At 65.7% G+C, this 20029-nt stretch carries 15 protein-coding genes; 10 read left to right on the top strand and 5 right to left on the bottom strand.

The genetic code is table 11. The features are described 5' to 3' along the window. Positions 1–258 precede the first annotated feature (258 nt). A complete protein-coding gene (locus VHP37_18595; GenBank protein HEX2828370.1) occupies positions 259–4254 on the top strand; it encodes a chemotaxis protein CheB in 3996 nt (1331 codons plus the stop codon). Positions 4255–4290: 36 nt separating this feature from the next. Here VHP37_18595 and nhaA read toward each other — a convergent pair whose 3' ends face one another. Further along, a complete protein-coding gene (gene nhaA, locus VHP37_18600) occupies positions 4291–5508 on the bottom strand; it encodes a Na+/H+ antiporter NhaA (protein HEX2828371.1) in 1218 nt (405 codons plus the stop codon). A gap of 856 nt (positions 5509–6364) precedes the next feature. On the opposite strand from nhaA, the gene VHP37_18605 reads away from it, so the two are divergent. Further along, entirely contained in the window at positions 6365–6592 is a 228-nt protein-coding gene (locus VHP37_18605) for a hypothetical protein (protein ID HEX2828372.1), read from the top strand. A gap of 41 nt (positions 6593–6633) precedes the next feature. On the opposite strand, the gene VHP37_18610 is transcribed toward VHP37_18605, so the two are convergent. Further along, positions 6634–7845, bottom strand: a complete 1212-nt coding sequence (locus VHP37_18610) for a carbohydrate porin (GenBank protein ID HEX2828373.1) — start codon at positions 7843–7845, stop codon at positions 6634–6636. 109 nt (positions 7846–7954) lie between these two features. Next, positions 7955–9235: a divalent metal cation transporter gene (locus tag VHP37_18615; GenBank protein ID HEX2828374.1), complete on the bottom strand. Its 1281-nt coding sequence runs from the start codon at positions 9233–9235 to the stop codon at positions 7955–7957. 192 nt (positions 9236–9427) lie between these two features. Between VHP37_18615 and VHP37_18620 the strand changes: the two genes are divergently transcribed. Next, on the top strand, positions 9428–10111 hold the full coding sequence (locus VHP37_18620) for a response regulator transcription factor (protein HEX2828375.1): 684 nt from the start codon (positions 9428–9430) through the stop codon (positions 10109–10111). After that, positions 10104–11495, top strand: coding sequence for an ATP-binding protein (locus VHP37_18625; GenBank protein HEX2828376.1), 1392 nt, complete (start codon positions 10104–10106; stop codon positions 11493–11495). Before VHP37_18620 ends, VHP37_18625 begins: the two co-directional genes overlap by 8 nt. Before the next feature lie 20 nt (positions 11496–11515). Here the strand turns inward: VHP37_18625 and VHP37_18630 are convergent, their stop codons facing one another. Both VHP37_18630 and VHP37_18635 read right to left on the bottom strand, forming a co-directional pair. After that, positions 11516–13420 carry a potassium transporter Kup gene (locus VHP37_18630; GenBank protein ID HEX2828377.1) on the bottom strand — a complete coding sequence of 635 codons (1905 nt, stop codon included), beginning with the start codon at positions 13418–13420 and terminating at the stop codon, positions 11516–11518. Between the two features lie 18 nt (positions 13421–13438). Further along, positions 13439–14266 (bottom strand): DUF4118 domain-containing protein, encoded by an 828-nt coding sequence (locus VHP37_18635; protein HEX2828378.1) that lies wholly within the window; start codon positions 14264–14266, stop codon positions 13439–13441. Positions 14267–14439: 173 nt separating this feature from the next. Here VHP37_18635 and VHP37_18640 point away from each other — a divergent pair, with 173 nt between their 5' ends. The 6 genes from VHP37_18640 to VHP37_18665 form a co-directional block, all read left to right on the top strand. Continuing rightward, complete coding sequence (locus VHP37_18640; protein ID HEX2828379.1) at positions 14440–14532, top strand: potassium ABC transporter ATPase; 93 nt, start codon at positions 14440–14442, stop codon at positions 14530–14532. Continuing rightward, positions 14529–14618 carry a potassium-transporting ATPase subunit F gene (locus VHP37_18645; protein ID HEX2828380.1) on the top strand — a complete coding sequence of 30 codons (90 nt, stop codon included), beginning with the start codon at positions 14529–14531 and terminating at the stop codon, positions 14616–14618. The genes VHP37_18640 and VHP37_18645 overlap by 4 nt, the downstream gene beginning before the upstream one ends. Positions 14619–14623: 5 nt before the next feature. Next, complete coding sequence (gene kdpA / locus VHP37_18650) at positions 14624–16360, top strand: potassium-transporting ATPase subunit KdpA (protein HEX2828381.1); 1737 nt, start codon at positions 14624–14626, stop codon at positions 16358–16360. Between the two features lie 127 nt (positions 16361–16487). Next, positions 16488–18548, top strand: a complete 2061-nt coding sequence (kdpB, locus tag VHP37_18655; protein HEX2828382.1) for a potassium-transporting ATPase subunit KdpB — start codon at positions 16488–16490, stop codon at positions 18546–18548. A 12-nt stretch (positions 18549–18560) separates the two neighbouring features. After that, positions 18561–19133, top strand: coding sequence for a potassium-transporting ATPase subunit KdpC (gene kdpC, locus VHP37_18660; protein ID HEX2828383.1), 573 nt, complete (start codon positions 18561–18563; stop codon positions 19131–19133). A gap of 29 nt (positions 19134–19162) precedes the next feature. Beyond that, on the top strand, positions 19163–20029 hold an 867-nt coding region (locus VHP37_18665), incomplete at its 3' end, for a two-component system sensor histidine kinase KdbD (protein HEX2828384.1).

Below are 20029 nucleotides of genomic sequence, written 5' to 3' on the forward strand. Positions count from 1 at the left end.
ATCGAGCGCGACCGCGACAACGATTCCAGTTGTTCACGTTCGTCGGCACTCAACATGACCGGGGGCATGCGTTGGGGCATTGCGATCTCTCCAAGATGAGATATCGCAAAGTACCAAAAATTAACGGGGCAGTACACTAGCGACCCCTGCCCCGGCGCGACCCGCGCGGCGCCCGCTGCGCAATCCGCTCATACCGCGCAGCCCGCCGGGAGTATAAAGGCGGTCTGGTCACGACAGGCGTTGCGCAGTGAGGCAGACATGACCGCGGCCGCGGCAGATCACGTTCCTGCTGTCGATTACCCCATCGTCGGAATCGGCGCGTCGGCAGGAGGGATCACGGCGCTTCAGGCGCTCTGCGAGCTTCTGCCGGCTCGTCCGGACGTGGCGCTGGTGCTCATTCAGCACCTGCCGCCAGACCGTACGAGCAGACTGGAATCGCTCGTCGGCAAATGGACATCGCTGCCTGTTCGTGCCGCCGTCGACGGCACACGGCCGCAGATCGATTGCATCTATATCCCGTCGCCCGATCACATTCTGACGCTGGAACAAGGCGTGTTCCGCACGAGGCCGATCGAGGGCGGCGAGCGCCGGCCGGGGATCGACACGATCGATGCGTTTCTGGAAAGCCTCGCGGCCGAACAGGGGACACGAAGCATCGCAGTGATTCTCTCCGGCACGGGTATGGACGGCGCGTCCGGCGCTGTCCGCATCCGGCAGGCCGGCGGCATCGTGCTGGTGCAGGATCCGTCGACTGCACTGCACGACGGCATGCCCAATGCCGTGATCAGCCGCGGCATCGCCGATCATGTCCTACCCCCCGGCGCTCTCGCGCAGCAGATCGCGGCGTGCGCGAGCGCGTCGTATGTTCGGCCGGCCGCCGCCGAGCGCACGGGCGCCGACGTGGGTGTCAGCGTCGATCGGATCATCGAATTCATCCACAGGCAGGTCGGCTTCGATTTGAGCAGCTACAAGGCCTCGCCGCTGCTCTGGCGTATCCAGCAGCGCATGGATGTACGCAAGGTCGCGACGTTCGACGACTATCTCGCACTGATCGAGGACGATGCTTCCGAGGTGGAAGCGCTGGTCCGCGCCATTCCCATCCACGTCACCGGTTTTTTTCGCGATCCGGACGCGTGGGACATTCTGAGTCGAGACGTGGTGGGACCGTTATGCGGCCCAGGTCATGACCCACGGCCGATGCGGGCGTGGAGCCCTGCCTGCTCCACCGGCGAGGAAGCCTATTCGCTGGCCATGCTCCTCTCGGAGTGCGCCGCCGACGCGCCGGCGCCGCGGGAGTTTCAGGTTTTTGCGACGGATGCTTCAGCCGAGATCGTGGCGCGTGCAAGCCGCGGCGCCTTCCCCGCGGCTTCGGTTGCATCGCTGTCCGCGGAACGCAGAACCCGATTCTTCTACTCCGTTGACCGGGGCTTCCGCGTGCGGCGCTCGTTGCGCGAGAAGATGGTCTTCGCGCCGCAGAACCTGCTCGCCGATCCCCCGTTCACCGCGCTCGACATCATCACCTGCAGGAACCTTCTGATCTATCTGGACCCGGACGCGGTCAGGCGAGTGATATTTCTGCTGCATAGCGCGTTACGCATCGGCGGATGCCTCTTCCTCGGTAAAGGCGAAGCCCTCTCCCCACGCCACAAGGGCTTCGAGCCGGTCTCGAGACAATGGAATATCTACCGGAAAACCGGACCGATGTCCGACGTCAAGATCGATTTCCCGTCGCGTCCGAAATCGCGGCCTTCGGCGGCCGTGCCGGCAACCGCACACCGGGCGGCAGTCGAGCACTTCGGCCTGCCTGCGGTCCTGATCGACGACGAGTTCCGCATCCTGCGGGTTTACGGCGACACCGAGAAAGTGCTCCGCCTGCCTGAAGGTCAGCCGACGCACGACCTGCTGCGCCTGGTGCCGTCGGATCTCGTCGCGCATCTTCGCACGAGCGCCACCGCCGCGCTGCAGGGCGGACGCGCCCTGACGGTCGAAGGTCTGCCCGACAGGGAAACCGGCGAGCTTACGATGAGCGTGCGCCTGACGCCGTTACAGACGTCCGCGGACGGCGGACCGGCGCGGCTGCTCGTCTCGTTCATGCAGCAGCCGGATCGTGCGCTGCGCGAGGAGGGGGACTCGATTTCGCCAGCGGGCCAGGAGACGCAGGATGCCCGCGAATGGCGCGACGCCGTGCGCATCTCGCACGAAGAGCTGGAGGCCTCGCGCGAGGAGCTCCAGGCGCTGAACGAAGAGCTGAGGGCTTCGAACGATCAGCTCAATCACACCAATGAGGAGCTGAGCCAGGTCAACCTCCAACTCCAGGCGAATATCGCCGAGCTCGAGATGCAAAGCCGCGTGCTCTCGTCGGGCGAGGTGATCACGCTCTTTCTGGACGATGAGCTCAAAGTGCGCTGGTTCACGCCCGCGGCCGCGCAGGTGTTCCCGCTGTTGCCGGGAGACAGCGGCCGCCGCATCACCGATCTCGTGCCCAAGGTCGAGGACGACGCGTTCCTGCAGGACATTCAGAGCGTGATGAGCTCAGGGGAACGCCGCGAGGCCGAAGTCCGGCACCGCGACGGCCGGTGGTTCCTGAGGGGAATACGACCGTATCGCTCGGGGATCGAGAGTACATCCGGCGTCGCGGTGACGTTCAACGACATCACGGTGCGCAAGATCGCCGAGGACGCGCTGCGTGCGAGCGAAGAACACAAGGCCTACCTGCTCAAGTTGAGCGACACGCTACGGCCGCTCGCAGATGCCAGGGAAATCCAGTCCGCCGCAGCTCGCATACTGGGCGAGCACCTCGGTGCCGAACGGGCGCACTATGGAGAGACCGTCGGCGACGAGGTTGTCATTCACCAGGGATTCGGGAGTGGCCGAGCGCCGATGATCGGCCGCTTCCGGCACCTCGACTTCGGGGAACGCCTCGTCAAGATGTACCGGTCCGGACAGACCGCCCTGTCGAATGACGTGCAAAGCGACGCGACCATATCGGAATCCGAACGTGGGGTCCTCGGCGCCGCGACCATCGGAGCCTATATCGCGGTGCCGCTCGTCAAGGCCGGTGCGTGGGTAGCGACGCTCGCCGTGCAGAGCGCCGGGCCGCGTCGGTGGACGTCCGAGGAAGTCGGTCTTGTCGAGGAAACAGCAGAGCGCACCTGGGCTGCGGTGGAGCGCGCGCGCGCCGAAGCCGCATTGGAGGACGAGCTCGGCACGATGACCCGGCTGCACGATCTTGCCGGCCGGCTGTTGTGGATCACCGATCTGGAAGCCGGCCTGAACGAAGTGCTGGATGCCGCGATCGGCGTCTTCGGAGCCGACCGCGGCACCCTCCAGATTCACGACCCGCGCACAAATGTCCTCCGATACGCGGCTTCGCACGGCTTCGACAAGGCGGCGCTGGCCGCCGTGCCGCCGGTCAGCTCCGACTTCCACTCCACGTGCGCGGTCGCCATACGCACCGGCCAACGCGTTGTGGCGGCCGACATTCCGCACGACCCGTGCTGGGCGGAGCACGCCGCGACAGCCGCCGCGCTCGATTACAAGGCCGCGATCAGCGCGCCGATGAAAACGCGCCGCGAGGACCTTCAGGGCGTGCTGACCGTCCACTTCCGCGAGCCGTTCGCTCCCACGGATACCCAGTTGCGCTGGATCGACCTCTACGCCCGGTTGGGCGCGCACCTCGTCGAGCGCGGCCGGACCGAGGCGGCGTTGCGCGAGAGCGAGGAGAAATATCGGTCCTTGTTCGATACGATCGACGAAGGCTTCTGCATCATCGAAGTGCTGTTCGGACAGGGCGACCAGGCGGCCGACTATCGATTCCTCGAAGCGAACGCGCAGTTCGAGCGGCAGACGGGCCTCGAGGACGCGGTAGGCAAGCGCATGCGGGAGCTGCGGCCTGCGCACGAAGAGCATTGGTTCACGATCTACGGCGAGATCGCGCTCACCGGCACGCCGCGGCGTTTCGAGCAGCAGGCGGCCGCGCTCGGACGTTGGTACGACGTCTACGCGTTCCGGGTCGGCGAGCCGCGGGAGCGCCGCGTCGCGATCCTGTTCAACGACATCAGCGCACGCAGGCACGCGGAAGAAGCGCTCCGCGTGAACATGGACGAGCTGACGCGGTTCAACCAGGCGCTGATGCACCGCGAGCGGCGGATGTCCGAGCTCAAATCGGAAGTGAACGCGCTGCTCGAGGAGGCTGGGAAGCCCCGCCGCTACACGCTCGCACCCGAGGAGCTCGCGGACAGCGGCGATACTTGAGCGACCGGCAACACGATCGGTTTCGAACGTCGCCGATCACGCGCGACCGCGCTGTAGGGCTCCCCACGCCAGTCCCAGCAGCGCGGCGGTGAGCGAAGCCGCGAGCACGCCCAGCTTCGCTGCGCCGAGAACCGTTTCGTCCGTAAAGGCCAGCATCGCGATGAAGATCGACATCGTGAAGCCGATGCCTGCCAGCAGCCCGACCAGCACGATTCCACCCCACGTGACGCCGGCCGGCAAGCTGCATCCGCCAAGGCGGACGGCGAGCCACGTCGCGGTGACGACGCCCAGCGGCTTGCCCGCGACCAGCGCGATGAAGACTGCGAGCGTGACGACGTGCGCGCCGCCGGTGAGCGCCGTGCCGTCCAAGCCGACCCCGGCGTTCGCGAGCGCAAACAGCGGCATCACCAGGTACGACACCCACGGATGCAGCGCCATCTCCACGCGCGCACCCGGCGCAATCCCGCCGCCACGCAGCGGATACGGGGGCGTCATCAGGCCGAGCAATACCCCCGCCAGCGTCGGATGCAGCCCCATCAGAATGAATCCACCCCAGACGACCGCGCCGGGCAGCACGTACGCGAAAGCCGACTCGATGCCGAACCGGTGCATGCCGAAGACCATTGCCACGCCCACCACAGCCACGAGTGCGCCGCCAAGAGCGAAGCTCGTCGAGTAGAACAGCGCAATGATCAGTACGGCGACGATGTCGTCGATGACGGCAAGCGTGAGAAGAAACACTCTTACATTAGCCGGTACGGTTCGCCCGAGCAGCGCGAGCACGCCTACGGCGAAGGCGATATCGGTGGCGGTCGGTACCGCCCAACCCTCACTGCCTACGGGACCCGTGGCGATCGCAAGGTAGATCAACGCCGGCACGGCCACGCCCCCGAGTGCGGCTGCAAGGGGAAGCGAGGCCTGCCGCCAATCGGCCAGCGCGCCGTCGTGCAGCTCGCGCCGGATCTCCATGCCGACCACGAGAAAGAACACGACCATCAGGCCGTCGTTGATCCAGAAGCGCAGCGATTGGGAGACCGTGACATCGGCGGTGCCGAACACGACCGGCGTGCCCCAAAACGCTTCATAGCCCCCACCTGCCGGCGAGTTCGCCCATGTCAGGGCGGCAGCGGCTGCAACGAGCAGCACGATGCCGCTGACCGCCTCTACGTGAAGAAAGTGATCGAGTGCGGAGACTACGCGCCTTGCCAAGGTTCGAGGACGATCGGCAGGCGCAACTGAACGGTGTCGGTCCATATCGGTACTCCCGCGCGGCGGCCCGACCAGCGCATGAACCTGTCGCCGCTGCAGCTCAGCATCGACACCCGACGCGGATGATACAGGACATTGCGCTCTGCGACGCCAGTCGATCACCCACCGTTACTAACGCATGCGCGCGGCAGACGTCGGCGCCGTCGAGATTGAGGCGCTTCACGTTGCGCGTGGCACGACACGGTAGAAAGGGCCGACACTTCATTTTGTTCCGCGCGCGGCATGATGATGATGCGCGAGCGGTCGAAGTGTTGCGCGTGCTTCACGATGCGATAGACCTGCCGCGACACGTGCCCTCGGCAATTAACGCGAACGCTGTCGGTTGTCTTGTCGGGTAACTGACTGGAGGCGGGGGTCGAAACCTAATTGCGGACCTACCCTCTTGAGTGTTCGTCGTTCTCTGCCTCGGTCGCCGACCAGTTACCCCAACAGTTACCCCGCACCGCACAGCCACGGATCGCGGGCATTCGGACGTCCTTGTTGCTGAGCGTGACGGAGAGAATGTCTCAAGAGGGAATGACGCCGCAGCGCGCGACCGCCGGCTCGATGACTCATTGTCGGCTTGCAGACAATCGTTAGCCCGGCAGCAATCGCCGCATCATTGACTGCTTGCAGTACGCCTCTGCGATCGCGTCTGGGACGCTCGTCCAAGCCGCGTACTGCATCGGCGTCGCCCGGCGGATCGAACTCCAACACTTTGTGCCTTGCCCACCGGGTGCGCCGCCACGGGCGATCCCGCGGATACAACCTGACAGCGGCGCCCGAAACGAGGTGTAGAAGCGTCCCGTTCATGTCGACAGGTATACTCGAGGCTGCTTGCACAACCATATGCACACGGGTCGTGAAACACGCGCTCATCATCGCCAGCATGACCATCACCACGTTCGGATTGATCGTCGATCTCGCGGGCTTACCCGGACCGCTGCAGAACAGGCTGTTACACCTCACGGCACCCAGCCAACCCAACGACGTTCTCGCCTGGATTGCCTACGTAATCGCGGCGGTACTCTTCGCCATCGCGATAGCAGCAATGTCGCGCGAGAGGGATGGAACGTACCCACGAAAGTAGGCCGTTCGCCCGCGGCGTAATGAAGCGGGCCCTGCGGCGGTCTAGCCACTCTCCAGATGTAAGCGAATGCCATAGAAGTTAGCCGGTCCCCGGTCTGCGTTATAGCCTGGGTTCGTCAGGCGCTGGTAGTCGATCGAAAGCCACGCGTTCTTCAGAAGCTTCATGCTGTAGAACGACTCGAAGACGTATTCTGGTTTGTACGACAACGTGCCGTCCCCGAGAAAAAATCCGAGACCGCCGCGCGCGAGATAGGTCCGGTGTGCGCTCGACAATCCGTTGACTGCGAGAGCCACGCCGAGTTGGTCGTCCGCTCGGCCCCATCTGCCGCCGCCGACCACGACCCCGCCGCTCAGCGAGCGGTCGATCTCGGTGAAAGCGAAGGTCTCGGTGCGCCCGTCGTGCGCGCTCCCGCGCGCGAACGCGCCGACGTCCCGCGCTAGCTCGTGCTCGATGTTCACCGCGGCACCGCGCTTGTCGTTCGATACGCGGACTCGGCTCACGTCGGGCACCGCGCCGGTGGCCGAGCCAACCGCGATCGCATCGGTGAAGCTACCCATCACGGCCTGGTTGCGGAACGCGAGCAGCTTCAGCCGGCCCTTCTGCTCGCCGATCGCGTAGCCTGTCTCGAGCTCGACGACATCTCCGTAGCTACGCATGATGCGCCGGTTGAGCGAGAGTCCGTTCGACTCCTTCGGCTCCATGAAACGGCCCGCGCGTATCGCCCAGTCGGGTGTGATGTACTCGAGCGCAGCGCCCCAGGTGTAGCCGCGCGCGTCCGCCGGATAGTCCCACGCGCCCTGGGTCATGAGCGACCAGTTGAGAAAGGAGCGGCGCGGCTCGTGGCTGTATTTGTTCGCGTCGAAGATATCGAGCGCCGAAACATTGCCGGCCGTGAGGACGATGCGACGTGCCGCCACGCTGCCGGCGAGCTGGTTCAGCCCCGATTCGACGGTCTGGTCGGCTTCGCCGAGATTCCACGTCTGGCGCAGAAAGAGACGCGCGCGATAGAACACCGGGTTGGGGCCCGACGTGCGCGCGATCTCGCCATTGGTGAATCCCCCGAGTCCCTTCAGGCCGGAAAAGGGCACACCGAGCGCCATCTCCGGATCGAAATAGACCTCCGCCCCGCGCCACAGGCGCACTCCCGCATACAGCGTCGCGGTTAGCGTACGGCTGTTCTCGCTTGCGGGGACGAGACTGTTCGTGCCGGTGTAGGGCGCGGCAAACGCCGGTTTGTGCTGAAACACCGCCATCGCCTGATATTTGAGCTGTATCGGTTCGGGTTCGTCGGCGGCGGTGCAAAGCCCGGGGAGGGACAGTAGCGCCGCGACCAGTGCGCCAAACTCCTTCAACTTCCGCAATTCACGAGCTCCATGTCACAAGCATTGCCAGCACCGCCACGGCCATCACGCCTGTCGACAGCCACCCCAGCACTTTGAGCCGCGTGGTTACGACGAAAGGCCCCATGACGTCTTCCCTCGCGGACAGCAGCATCATGACCGCCATGATTGGCACTGCAATGACACCGTTGATGACCGCACTCCAGAAGAGCGCCTTGATCGGATCGACCGAGCTGAAATTGAGCGCGACGCCGAGGAGCGTGGCTATGCTGAGGATCGCGTAGAAGCCTTTGGCCTTGAGCACTGTTTGGCCGAGCCCGATGGGCCAGCGCATCGCCTCGGACACCGCGTATGCGGCAGAGCCTGCGAGAACCGGTACCGCGAGCAGCCCGGTTCCGACGATGCCCGCGGCGAAGAGCGCGAAGGCGAAGTCGCCGGCGACCGGACGCAGCGCCTCGGCGGCCTGTGCCGAGCTCTCGATGTCGACCACGCCGTGACGGTTCAGCGTGACCGCTGCCGTGAGCATGATGAAGAAGGCGACGACATTGGAGAAACCCATGCCCACGTACGTATCGATCTTGATGCGCCGCAGTTGCGCGCGGGCCTGCTCGGGCGCGTGCCTGAGGGCGTTTTCACCGGGCGCTGCGCGCAGCTCCTCGACTTCCTGCGACGCCTGCCAGAAGAAAAGATACGGACTGATCGTCGTACCGAACACCGCCACGACCACGACGATATAACCCGCGTCGCGGTCGAGCGCCGGCTCGAGAATGTCGACCACAACTTCTCCCCACGGCACGTCCACGGCGAAGATGGTCGCGACGTACGCAAACAGCGCGAGCGTCAGCGCTTTCAGTATCGGCGCGCACTTCGGAAACGGAATGAACACCTGCAGCACGAGGCACAGCACCGCGAAGAGGATGACGTACAGGTGGTCTGACCCGCCGATCAGCAGTTTGAGCGCCGCCCCCATCGCGCCGATGTCGGCCGCGATGTTGATCGTGTTCGCCACGAGGAGCAACCCGACGATGCCGTACAGCAGTACCGGCGAGTAATGGCTGCGTATGTTGGCCGCGAGACCATGTCCGGTGACCCGCCCTATGCGGGCACTCACCACCTGGATGCCGACCATCAGCGGATACGTGAACAACACCGTCCACAACGTCGCGAAGCCGAACTGCGCGCCGGCCTGCGAATACGTCGCGATGCCGCTGGGATCGTCGTCGGCTGCGCCGGTGATGAGGCCGGGACCGAGCGTGCGCCAGAAGGAGATGTCCGCCGGAGGAGAATCGAGCTCGTTTTTCATGGGCGATGCGCATGCTGTGGAAAGCGGCTGTGTTGTTCCACCGCGGCAACGTACTGGCTGCCGCGGATAACCCGGGCAGGACGATAGCGGATCGCTCCTCAGGAATCGCTGGAGGAATCCTGAAGTTTTCTTGAGACTCAGCGCCGCGCGTGCGCCGTAGAATGCGCGTGCGACAGGTAGAGGACCTTGGCGATGAGAATTCTGCTGATCGAAGATGACCGCAAGGCCGCAAGGCTTCTCGCGCGCGGATTGCGCGAGGAGGGATTCGTCGTCGATATCGCATTCTCCGCCGAGGACGGCGACGAACAGGTACACATGACCGACTACGACCTGCTCGTGCTCGACTGGATGCTGCCCGGAAAGGACGGCATCGCGCTGTGCCGCGAGCTTCGTGTGCGGCGCGTGCAGACGCCGATCCTCATGCTGACGGCGCGCGATGCGCTCAGCGACCGGGTCCTCGGGCTCAATATCGGCGCCGACGACTATCTCACCAAACCCTTCGCGTTCGAGGAACTCCTCGCACGCGCACGCGCGCTGCTGCGCCGCTCGGACCTGACCCGGCCGGCGCTGCTGGTGGTCGGCACTTTGACGCTCGATCCGCACCGGCTGCGCGTCATGCGCGGCGACCGCTCGCTGGATCTGACCCGAAAGGAGTTCTCCATCCTGGAAATGCTGATGCGCCACGCCGGCCGGGTCGTGACGCGGGCACGCCTGATGGAGCGGGTCTGGGACGCCGACCGCGAAGGCATCGACAGCGTGATCGACACCCACATCAGCAATCTGCGAAAGAAGATCGATTCTCCCGGCGCTGCATCCTTGATCCGTACTGTGCGAGGGCGCGGCTTCCTCATTGAAACAGAGGGCACCCTTGCTTAGCTTCCGCCGGCGTCTCGCCATCGTGCACGTCGGAATCATCATCGCCGTGCTGGCGATCACCGCGTTCGCCGCACACTGGACGCTCACGCGGCTTGTGCACGGCCAGCTCGACGCCGCGCTGATCGCACTCGCCGAGACCGAAGCCGGCATGCTCGCTGCCGGAGGAGAGATCCGCATTCACGAGGCGCCGCCGGGAACCGCCCCGCCCTCGTTCGTGCGCTTGGATCGGCTTTTGCAGATCACCGACGCGACCGGGAAGGTGCTCGCCCGCAGCAGCAACCTGGGCGAAGCTCGCCTGCCGACGCCGCCTGCGCTGCTGGGGCGCGTCGCCGCAGGCGAGACCGTATATGAGACTCTTGCCGGATTCGGCGAGGAGCCCGTGCGGCTGGTCTCGATCCCACTGACGGTCTCCGGCACACCGCTCGTCATTCAAGTCGCTGGATCGCTGGACGATGTCCACAACGTCGTCGCCTCAGCCAGCATGCTGTTTCTGGTAATGGGCCTTGCGCTGCTGCTTACGGTCGGCGCGGCTGGCGCCTTGCTCACCGGGCGGGTGTTCAAAGCGATCGACAACGTCGTGACCCGCGCCCGCCACATCGGCAATGAAACCTTCGGCGCGCGCCTGCCGCACCCGGGCACGCAGGATGAGATCGGGCGTCTGGTGGACACCCTGAATGCGATGCTCGACCGCTTGCAGCAAAGCTTCGAGACGCAGCGGCGCTTCACCGCCGACGCCTCCCATGAGCTGCGATCGCCGCTTTCCCGGCTGCGCACAGAGCTCGAAGTGATGCTGAGACGGCCGCGCGAGCCACAGGAATACGTCGAGACGCTACGCTCCTGCATGGACGAGGTGGAACGGTTAACACTGCTGGTCGAGGAGCTCCTCACGCTCGCGCGTGTCGATGCCGGACACGAGCGTCTTACCGAAGAAACTGTTCTACTCGGTGTGGTCGCGGAGGAAGCCGTGAAGCGGGTGCATCCCGTCGCGCGGCAGCGCGGCGTGCAAATCGAACTCGATGCGGCGAATGAGGTGCTCGCGCGGATTCCGCACGGCTCGGCCGGTCTCGTTCTCACCAACCTCTTGGACAACGCGGTGAAGTTTTCCGCGCCGGGCAGCCGTGTTCACCTGCGCATTGCGGTCGAGGGCCGGCAGAGTCTGGTCAGCGTCGTGGATCACGGCCCGGGAATCGCGGACGAGGAGATGCCGCACATCTTTGAGCGCTTCTACCGAGGCTCGCGCGCGCGTGCTGACTCGACGCGCGGCTTCGGGCTCGGCCTTGCGCTGTCGCAGGCGATCGTCGAGGCGCATGGCGGCCGGCTCGAGGCTGCAAACCGCGTGGAAGGTGGCGCGGTGTTTACCGTCCGACTGCCGATGGCGGCCTGATCGACGGTACGGCTGGCCCGTCAGATCTCCACCTGGGTTCCAAGCTCGACCACGCGGTTCGCCGGCAGGTTGAAGTAGTCCGGGGCGCTGCCCGCGTTGCGCGCCATCGCGCCGAAGAGGTGCTCGCGCCACTGCCACATGCCCTCTCCCGGCGTAGAGATGATCTTCTCGCGGGAGAGGAAGAACGAGGTGTCCATCAGGTCGATCGGCAGTCCCCGCAACGCGCAGGGCGTTAGCGCACGCGGCACGTCGACCTCCTCCATGAAGCCGAACGTGAGCTTCAGGCGCCAGCAGCCCTCTCCCAATGGTTCGAGCACGAGGCGCTCCTCTTCCGAGACGTACGGCACCTCGTCGATGATCACGGTGAGGAACACGACCCGCTCGTGCAGGACCTTGTTGTGCGCGAGGTTATGCAGAAGCGATCGCGGCACCACGTCGGGATTGGCGACGAGAAACACGCTGGTGCCCGCCACCCGATGCGGCGGGTGCGCGAGCAGCGACGCGAGACACGCCTCGAGATCTATCGCGCTCGCTCTCAGCTTCTCGCTCACCAGGTGGCGTCCTCGACGCCAGGTCAGCATCACAAGCAGCATCAGAGTGCCAAGCGTGAGGGGAAACCACCCGCCCTCGCCGATCTTCAGCAGGCTTGATGTGAAGAACGCGCTATCGATCGCGATGAAGAACATCGTCGCCAGAACAGAGACGAGCAGCGAGTAGTGCCAGCGATAGCGGATCACGAAGAACGTGAGTATGGTCGTCACGAGCATCGTCCCGGTAACCGCTACCCCGTACGCCGAAGCAAGACTTGTCGACGAACCGAACCCGACCACCGCTGCGAGCACGGCCGCCAGCAGTGTCCAGTTGACGGCCGGCACGTAGATCTGGCCGAAGGCGGTCTCCGAAGTATGCTGCACGTTGATGCGAGGCAGGTACCCGAGCTGCACCGCCTGCCGCGTCAGCGAGTAGGCGCCCGAGATCGTCGCCTGCGACGCGATGATCGTCGCCGCGGTCGCGAGCGCGACCATGCCGAGGAGCGCCCACGGCGGCACGAGGTGGTAGAACGGGTTCTCCACGGCCTTCGGATCGACGATCAGCAGCGCACCCTGTCCGAGGTAGTTCAGCGTGAGCGCGGGAAACACGAGGCCGAACCACGCGAGCCGTATAGGCTGCTTGCCGAAATGGCCCATGTCCGCATATAAGGCTTCCGCGCCCGTGAACGCGAGCAGAATCGCGCCGAGCACGACGAAAGAGCTGAAGCCGTGCTGCGTCACGAACGCCAGCGCGTGCAGCGGATTGAGCGCCTGCACGATCTGCGGCGCACGCACAATCCCCTGCACGCCGACCGCGCCAATTGCCAGAAACCATATGATCACCACGGGACCGAAGAGCTTACCGACTGCGGCGGTGCCGTGCTTCTGGAACACGAAGAGCCCGACGAGAACTCCGATCGCGATCGGCAGCACGTACGGCTTGAGCGCGACCGTCTCGATTTCCAGGCCCTCCACTGCCGACAGCACCGAGATTGCGGGCGTGAGGACCGCATCGCCGTAGAAGAGCGCGACGCCGATGAGACCGGTCACCGCGATGCGCCCGCTCCACTTCACGCGGCGCCGCGTCGCCGAGGAGGCCAGCGCGAGTAGCGCCATCACCCCGCCCTCGCCGCGGTTGTCCGCGCGCATGATCAGCACGACATACTTGAGCGAGACCACGATCATGAGCGCCCAGAAGATGCCGGAGATGCCGCCGATGACGGTCTCGGCGCTGAGCGGTATGCCGTGCGCGGGATTGAACGTCTCCTTCACGGCATACAGCGGGCTCGTCCCGATGTCTCCGTAGACGATGCCAAGTGCGGCGAGCGTGAGCGCGGGCAGCCCCGCGGCGTGCGCAGGCGCGGGGACGGCTATCGCGTCCGCGGCGCGGTTCAAGCGATCGATTGCTGCAGGTTATTCGAGGATTTCACGGGAAGCCTGCGCGTTTTCCGCAACGATCCTTTCGGCGACGATCGCCGCGAGCGCCGCGACCGCGGCGAGCAGATCGCGATGCTGCGGCATGTACGGCGCCTGAGCAAGTTCGTAAGCCACTGCAAGCACGCCCTGAACCCGTGCCGAGGCCACGAGCGGCAGGTACGCGTTGAAATCCACCTCGACGGGTCCGCCGCTGCTCAACGCGAGGTCGACGAGCGGTGCATCGAACTTCGAAAGGACGTTCGCGCCGGCGACCTCCACGGGGTGAACTTTGCCGTCCGCCCCTCGCAGGAACACCGCTGCGCTGGCGCCAACCGCATCGGCGATGAAGCGCCGCACGACGGCAGCCGCCTGCGCCGCAGTCGTCGTTCCGGCGAGCTCGCGCGCCATCCCGTAGAGCGCCGCGGTGCGCTTCTCCCTTGCGTAAGCGTCCTGCGCCTGCTCCTTGACGCTCGCCGTGAGATACCCGATGACGAGTGCAACGACGAGCATCACGGCGAACGTGAATACGTACTGCACGTCGTGGACGGTGAACGAGAACGTCGGCGGCACGAAGAAGAAATCGAACAGCGCCACCGACAGGAACGCCGACATGATCGCGGGCCCGCGACCGAGCCACACGGCGATCACCACGACCGCCAGCAGGAACAGCATGACGATGTTGGGCGGATCGAACAGTTGCGCGAGCGGAAACGCGAGCGCCGTCGTCACCGCACAGATCAGCGCCGCGGCAGCGTAATGCAACGGCGCGCGCGGCGATTGCGCGGCGGATGCCGAGTTGTATGTCTCTACGACTGCTGCGGACATGACACGCCTCCAAACGTAGGTGCGACACGTTCGTATTATTGACTGCCTCGCGTAAAGAAGATGTAAAGATCGCTGGCTCTTTACGCATTCTTTACGCGCGCGCGGTGCCTTTTTATGCCGTCTTTATGCGCGCCTTTCTATAGTTGCGCCCTCGCCGAACGAAGGGGCTCGCCATGGACCTGCTCTACATTGGCTTGATCGTTCTCTTTTTTGCAGTCAGCGCGGCCGTCATAGCCGGCTGCGAGAAGCTGAGGAGGCCGCAATGAGCTGGGTCTATATCCTCTCCGGCATCGCCGCCGCCGCGATCTTCGTCTATCTGTTCATCGCGCTCTTTTTCCCGGAGAAGTTCTGATGGACATCAACGGCTACTTCCAGCTCGCGTTCTATGTCGCCGTCCTGATCGCACTCGCCAAGCCGCTGGGGGCCTACATGGCGGGCGTATATGACGGCAGCTCCAGAGCGCTGCGATACGGCGGTGTGATCGAGCGCCTGATCTACCGTGCGTGCGGTGTCGATCCCGCGAGCGAGATGGCGTGGACACGCTACGCCGCGGCAGTGCTGTGGTTCAGCTTACTCGGCACGCTCGCGGTCTATCTGCTGCAGCGCTTTCAGGCGCAACTGCCGTTCAATCCACAGAACGTGGGTGCGGTCTCGCCGGATTCTTCGTTCAACACCGCGACCAGCTTCGCGACGAACACCAACTGGCAGGGCTACGGCGGCGAGTCGACCATGAGCTATCTGACCCAGATGCTCGCCCTGACCGTGCAGAACTTCGCTTCGGCGGCCGCAGGTATGGCGGTGCTCGTAGCGCTCATCCGCGGCTTCGTGCGCCAGAACGCATCCACGGTCGGCAACTTCTGGGTCGACCTCACGCGCGGCACGCTCTACATCCTGCTGCCCCTGTCGATCGTCCTTGCGCTCGCACTCGTTAGCCAGGGTGTCGTGCAGACGCTCTCGCCGTCTCACACCGTGCCGCTCGTCGAGTCGGTCGAGTACGACCACCCGAAGCTCGACGCCGCGGGCCAGCCGCTGAAGGACGACAAAGGCACCCCCGTCACCGAAAAAGCGACCCAGAAGGAACAGGTCATCGCGGTGGGTCCGGCCGCTTCGCAGATCGCGATCAAGCAGCTCGGCACCAACGGCGGCGGCTTCTTCAACGTGAACTCGGCGCACCCGCTGGAAAATCCCACGCCGCTCTCGAACTTCCTGGAGCTGCTGGCGATCCTGCTGATACCCGCGGCGCTCTGCTACACGTTCGGCCGCATGGTCGGCGACACGCGCCAGGGATGGGCGCTGCTCGCCGCGATGACGGTTGTCTTCGTCGTGCTGCTGGGCGTCTGCGTCGGCGCCGAACAGTCCGCGAGCAACATGGAAGGCAAGGAAACGCGCTTCGGCATCGTCAACTCGGCCCTTTGGGCGACCGCCACCACCGCAGCATCGAATGGCTCGGTCAACGCGATGCACGATTCGTACACGCCGCTGGGCGGGCTGGTCCCGATGTGGCTCATGCAGCTCGGCGAGGTCATCTTCGGCGGCGTGGGCTCGGGACTCTACGGCATGCTGATGTTCGCGATCGTCGCGGTGTTCGTGGCGGGTCTCATGATCGGCCGCACGCCCGAGTACCTCGGCAAGAAGATCGAGGCCTACGAGATCAAGATGTCCGCGGTGGTGGTGCTGATTCCGCTGGTGATGGTGCTTGGCGGGACTGCGCTCGCCGTCTCTCTCGATGTCGGCCGCGCCGGCGTCGCGAATCCGGGCGCGCATGCGTTCTCCGAGATCCTGTACGCCTTCTCCTCCGCGGGGAACAACAACGGCAGCGCTTTCGCGGGTCTTTCGGCGAACACGCCGTTTTACAACACCGCGCTGGGCTTCGCGATGCTGCTCTCGCGTTTCTGGCTGATGATCCCGGTCCTGGCGATCGCCGGGTCGCTCGCCGCCAAGAAGAAGGTCCCGCCGAGCGTCGGCACGCTGCCCACCCACACGCCGCTATTCGTGGTCTTCCTGATCGGCGTCGTCGTCATCATCGGCGCGCTCACGTTCTTCCCGGCCCTCGCGCTCGGCCCGATCGTCGAGCACATCACCGCTCCGCGGTGATCGCCGGTAAACGCCAAGGAGGGAACCTGCGGTTCCCTCCTTGCGGACATCCCTCCCGTCGTTCACCGCGATCCTCACTTCGGAACCCTTAATGTCCAACCACATCCTTTCCGCGACTCCAGTCCCGATGCCGGCACGCAAGCTCGTCACCCGCAGCATCCTGCAAGAGGCGCTCGTCGAGTCGTTCGTGAAGCTCCTGCCGCAGCACCAGTGGAGGAACCCGGTGATGTTCGTCGTCTACATCGGGAGCATCCTCACCACGATCCTGTATGCGCAGGCGCTGGCCGGTCAGGGTGAAGCGCCGGCCGGCTTCATCCTCGCGGTCACGATCTGGCTGTGGTTCACCGTGCTCTTCGCCAACTTCGCCGAGGCCGTCGCCGAAGGCCGCAGCAAGGCGCAGGCGGCGAGCCTCCGAAGCGCAAAGCGCGACGTCATGGCGAAGAAGCTCGATCGTCCCGACCGGAACGCGCGCAGCTCACGCGTGGCCGCGACGACGCTGCGCAAAGGCGACCTGTATCTCGTCGAGGCCGGCGATTTCGTGCCCGCCGACGGCGAGGTGATCGTCGGGGTGGCCTCGGTCGACGAATCGGCGATCACGGGCGAGTCCGCACCCGTGATCCGCGAGTCCGGCGGCGATTTCTCGTCGGTGACGGGCGGCACGCGCGTGCTGTCCGACTGGCTCGTCGTACGCGTGACGGTCAACCAGGGCGAAGCCTTCCTCGACCGCATGATCGCGATGGTCGAGAGCGCGCGCCGCCAGAAGACGCCCAACGAGATCGCGCTCACGATCCTGCTCGTCAAGCTCACCATCGTGTTCCTTCTCGCGACCGTGACGCTGCTGCCGTTCTCCATCTACGGCGTGGAGCTCGCGAAGTCGGGCAACCCGGTGACGATCACCGTGCTGGTCGCGCTACTCGTGTGCCTGATACCGACCACGATCGGCGGTCTCCTGTCCGCCATCGGCCTCGCTGGCATAGGGCGCATGCTGCGCGCCAACGTGATCGCGGTGTCGGGACGAGCGGTCGAGGCCGCCGGCGACGTCGACGTGCTGCTGCTCGACAAGACCGGCACGATCACGCTCGGCAACCGGCAGGCGGCGGCGTTCGTGCCGGCGGCGGGCGTCACCGAGCGCGATCTCGCCGACGCCGCGCAGTTGGCTTCGCTCGAGGACGGCACGCCGGAGGGCCGCAGCATCGTGGTGCTCGCCAAGAACAAGTTCAACCTCCGCGAGCGCGACGTGAAAGCGCTCGGCGCGACGTTCGTGCCCTTCTCGGCGCAGTCGCGCATGAGCGGCGTCGACTGCGAAGGACGGCGCATCCGCAAGGGCGCCGCCGACGCGGTGCGCGCCTTCGTCGAATCGGAAGGCGGCCGCTTCCCCGGGCCGATGAACGTCGTCGTCGAGACGATCGCCAAGCGCGGCAGCACGCCCCTCGTCGTCGCGGACGGCCCCAACGTGCTCGGGGTGATCGAGCTCAAGGACATCGTCAAGGGCGGGATCAAGGAGCGCTTCGCCGAGCTTCGCCGCATGGGCATACGCACGGTGATGATCACCGGCGACAACCGCCTCACCGCCGCGGCGATCGCTGCCGAAGCCGGCGTCGACGATTTTCTCGCCGAAGCCACACCGGAAGCGAAGCTGAAGCTGATCCGCGACACCCAGGGCCAGGGACGCCTCGTCGCGATGACGGGCGACGGCACCAACGACGCGCCCGCGCTCGCGCAGGCGGATGTCGCGGTGGCGATGAACACAGGCACGCAGGCGGCGAAGGAAGCCGGCAACATGGTCGACCTAGACTCCAACCCGACGAAGCTCATCGAGATCGTGGAGATCGGCAAGCAGCTCCTCATGACGCGCGGCTCGCTCACGACGTTCTCGATCGCCAACGACCTCGCGAAGTATTTCGCGATCATCCCCGCGGCGTTCGCGACGACTTATCCGCAGCTCAACGCGCTCAACATCATGGGTCTCGCCACGCCCCAGAGCGCGATCCTGTCGGCGGTCATCTTCAACGCGCTCATCATCGTCGCGCTGATTCCCCTCGCGCTCAAAGGCGTGCGCTATCGCGCGGTCGGCGCGGCGACGGTGCTGCGCGACAACGCGCTCATCTACGGCGTCGGCGGACTGATCGTGCCGTTCATCGGCATCAAGGCGATCGACCTGATCCTCGTCGCATTCGGAATGGCCTGAGGAGACATCGACATGTTTTCGGAAGCAAAACCCGCGTTGATCATGCTCGCCGTGCTCTCGGCGCTCACCGGGATCGTCTATCCGCTCGTCGTCACCCAGATCTCGCAGGCGACGATGCCCGGCCGCGCCAACGGCAGCCTCATCGAGAAGGACGGCAAGGCCATGGGCTCCGAGCTCATCGGGCAGCCGTTCAGCGACCCGAAGCATTTCTGGGGAAGGCCGTCCGCGACCTCCCCCTACCCCAATAACGCCTCCGCCTCGAGCGGCTCGAACCAGGGGCCGCTCAACCCGGCGCTCATGGAGTCGGTCGAAAGCCGCGTCAAGGCGCTGCGCGAAGCGGACCCGGACAACAAAGCGCCGGTGCCGATCGATCTCGTCACCGCGTCCGGCAGCGGCCTCGACCCGCACATCAGCCCGGCGGCCGCGGAATACCAGGTCGCGCGCGTCGCGAAGGCGCGCGGCATGGATGCGGCGCGCGTGCGTGCGTTCGTCGCCGATGCGACCGACGGTCGGCAGCTCGGCTTCCTCGGCGAGCCGCGCGTGAATGTGCTCACGCTCAACCTCGCGCTCGATGCAGCGAGGTAACGCAATGCGCGACCCTGCTACAGTGGCGCATGGCCGATGACCGCCCCGATCCCGACGCACTGCTCGCGCGCGTCCAGCGCGACGAGGCGAAGGCGACGCGCGGCAAGCTGAAGATCTTCCTCGGCGCCTCCGCCGGCGTCGGCAAGACCTACGGCATGCTCTCCGACGCGCGCGAGGAGAAAGCGCGCGGCACCGACGTCGTCATCGGCGTCGTGGAAACCCATGGCCGCTCGGAGACCGCGGCGCTGGCCGAAGGGCTGCACCGCCTTCCGCTGCGGGAGTATCCCTACAAGCAAACGGTGCTGCGCGAGTTCGATCTCGACGCGGCGCTTGCCCGCAGGCCGGCCCTCCTCCTCGTCGACGAGCTCGCCCACACCAACGCGCCCGGTTCCCGCCATCCGAAGCGCTGGCAGGACGTCGAGGAGCTCCTCGCATCGGGCATCGACGTCTACACCACGCTCAACGTCCAGCACCTGGAAAGCCTGAACGACGTCGTCGGGCAGATCACCGGCATACGCGTGTTCGAGACCCTGCCCGACAAGGTCTTCGACGAAGCCGACGACGTCGAGCTCGTCGATCTGCCGCCGGACGAGCTGCTCGAGCGCCTGCAGGAAGGCAAGGTGTACCTGCCGGAGCAGGCCGCGCGCGCGGCCGACAGCTTCTTCCGCAAGGGCAACCTCATCGCCCTGCGCGAGCTCGCGCTGCGCAGGACCGCCGAGCGCGTCGACGCGCAGATGCGCGATTACCGGACGAGCGCGGGTATCCGCGCGGCGTGGCCCGCGGCGGAGCGCCTGCTCGTCACGGTCGGCCCCGGACCCGACGCGGAGCATCTCGTGCGCGCGGCGAAGCGGCTAGCCGCGGCGCTCGACGCCGACTGGACGGCTCTCTACGTCGAG

This window comes from Burkholderiales bacterium (assembly GCA_036262035.1).
Lineage (GTDB): Bacteria > Pseudomonadota > Gammaproteobacteria > Burkholderiales > SG8-41 > JAQGMV01.